We start from the raw sequence: 1,776 nt of genomic DNA on the forward strand, positions 1-1,776 counted from the left end.
AAAAGTCACGATAAATTTATCGTGACTTTTTATGTGGGGAAATTTTTGATAGTATTTTGCTATTAAAATTATTTTAATTAAACATATTAATTATGGTTCTGTTGCAAAGTTGATTTTATAGTATTATCTTAACCAAAAGTACAATCAAAGAAATTGAATATATTTACGGATTATATAAAAAGAACCGCAAGTCTCTTCAAATCTACGAATTTTCTCCATGTCACGAAATTAGTCATATGTTGTCCAGTTAAGCGACCACTGATGTGATCAAATGGTGACTAGCTATATTTTTTCTGACTGTGCAACAGAATCGGTTGCCTTTAATATCTCATAAATCTTTAGGCTCTAAGGTTCAAGCAACACCTAAAAAGATATTAAAAAGTTCATAGCAAAATGCCTCGCTTCCTTTTTGAAGAAAGATTAATCAAAAACTTCCCGAACGGCGAGTAAGTCGGTTGGTCAATTCTGTATACTCATTCGCTACACTCATTCCGTTACCATTGACTCAACATGAAGATAAAATTATCTATTAGTTAAGATAATTTGCTAAACTAAAGACTGATTCAAATTGGATCAGTCTTTAGTTTTTTTATGAAAGTCATCCAAATTAACAAGAGATATACTTTCTAAAGCTTTTTCATAAAAATCAAATTCAGGATAAGTCTTCTCAGTATCAATTACTAATTCTTGATATTCATTTTCATTATCAAAACTAATATTATCGTATCCATATGATTCTTGTTTCCATTCTCCTTTTACAGGCATTGCAGGAAAATTTATCAATCTTTGTCTAACTAACCAATCAAAATAATCTAATTCATATTCAGGAACTATTTTTACCATTCCATTCCTCCTAAGTATAAATGTGTATTCTAACTTTTTTATAACATTTAATACCAAAAGATACAAAGATTATGAAAAATATTATAAATGTAATAAACAGTTTTAAAATACCACTCTTTTCAGTAATTTTATCTCAATTTATTTTCTTTACTCATGCAATTTTGCTCTAATCCATTCATACAAGCCAATAAATAAGCCTATCGTAATTATATAAGGTAATAATCCATAGGCGATATACCAAGCTAACGTCAAAAAGCCCTCAGAGCTTATGATTAAACACTTTAACTAATTTTTCATTTTCGTTTTTGATTTTATCTATTTCTGCTGTCATTTCATCTTGAATTTTTTCGTTTCCACATCATTCAATGTATCTCTAAGTATATGAACGAAATCGTTGTGTACTTTTATATTATTATATTGAATAACCGTCATCGTCTCTTTCAATTTGGAGCTGAGGTTCTGCATTTCTGATTCTTGTTTATCTCCTCGATGTAACTTAGTAATAGCTTGTTTTGTTTCTCTAGTTCTTTGATTAATGAATTGCTCGGTGTTATGTTTAACTACGTCCCAATCGACTTCTATTCCATCTGCATATTCTGTATATCTTGATTGTTCTTGTTTTTCATTTTGTCTTCTAAAGTCATTTTCCAACGCCTTTTGTCATATTCTTGACCAAGTGTTTTACCACGCACCGATTTATTGACGTTTTCAGGCTTATATGAGACGTTTTGCCTCTTACTCGAAAATTCTATACCTGATTGTGCTAAATGCTCTGAAAATCTCTCAAAATTGCTTGTATGTGTCTTTTTATTTTCAATCTTGTCTCTCAAAGCATCTTTCCATTCACGTAATTCACTGATATTACGTTCCAATAGCTCATAATTGGGTGCGACCAATCGACTGCCTTGTACTTTTTTAAAATATCCAATTCTA

General features: G+C 30.1%; 4 protein-coding genes and 1 pseudogene. 1 reads left to right on the plus strand and 4 read right to left on the minus strand.

What is annotated here, in order from left to right:
• Window positions 1-134: 134 nt before the first annotated feature.
• Window positions 135-251, plus strand: a pseudogene (locus HMPREF3241_RS12680) (IS6 family transposase); the annotation flags it as partial.
• 322 nt (window positions 252-573) lie between these two features.
• On the opposite strand, the gene HMPREF3241_RS03430 reads toward HMPREF3241_RS12680, so the two are convergent.
• The 4 genes from HMPREF3241_RS03430 to HMPREF3241_RS03440 all read right to left on the minus strand — a co-directional run bounded on the left by HMPREF3241_RS03430 (window position 574) and on the right by HMPREF3241_RS03440 (window position 1,739).
• Window positions 574-843: a hypothetical protein gene (locus HMPREF3241_RS03430; protein ID WP_002447832.1), complete on the minus strand. Its 270-nt coding sequence runs from the start codon at window positions 841-843 to the stop codon at window positions 574-576.
• A 147-nt stretch (window positions 844-990) separates the two neighbouring features.
• Window positions 991-1,116 (minus strand): DUF334 domain-containing protein, encoded by a 126-nt coding sequence (locus HMPREF3241_RS12925; protein ID WP_141568269.1) that lies wholly within the window; start codon window positions 1,114-1,116, stop codon window positions 991-993.
• A 54-nt stretch (window positions 1,117-1,170) separates the two neighbouring features.
• On the minus strand, window positions 1,171-1,494 hold the full coding sequence (locus HMPREF3241_RS12930) for a DUF334 domain-containing protein (protein WP_002447833.1): 324 nt from the start codon (window positions 1,492-1,494) through the stop codon (window positions 1,171-1,173).
• On the minus strand, window positions 1,422-1,739 hold the full coding sequence (locus HMPREF3241_RS03440) for a relaxase family protein (RefSeq protein WP_050396447.1): 318 nt from the start codon (window positions 1,737-1,739) through the stop codon (window positions 1,422-1,424). The genes HMPREF3241_RS12930 and HMPREF3241_RS03440 overlap by 73 nt, the downstream gene beginning before the upstream one ends.
• Window positions 1,740-1,776: the final 37 nt, after the last annotated feature.

It is taken from the genome of Staphylococcus sp. HMSC34G04, assembly GCF_001838765.1.
Taxonomy (GTDB): Bacteria; Bacillota; Bacilli; order Staphylococcales; family Staphylococcaceae; genus Staphylococcus; species Staphylococcus epidermidis.

Coding starts and splice junctions, on each gene's coding strand:
- HMPREF3241_RS03430 (WP_002447832.1), bottom strand. CDS start 843: ATGGTAAAAATAGTTCCTGAATATGAATTAGATTATTTTGATTGGTTA.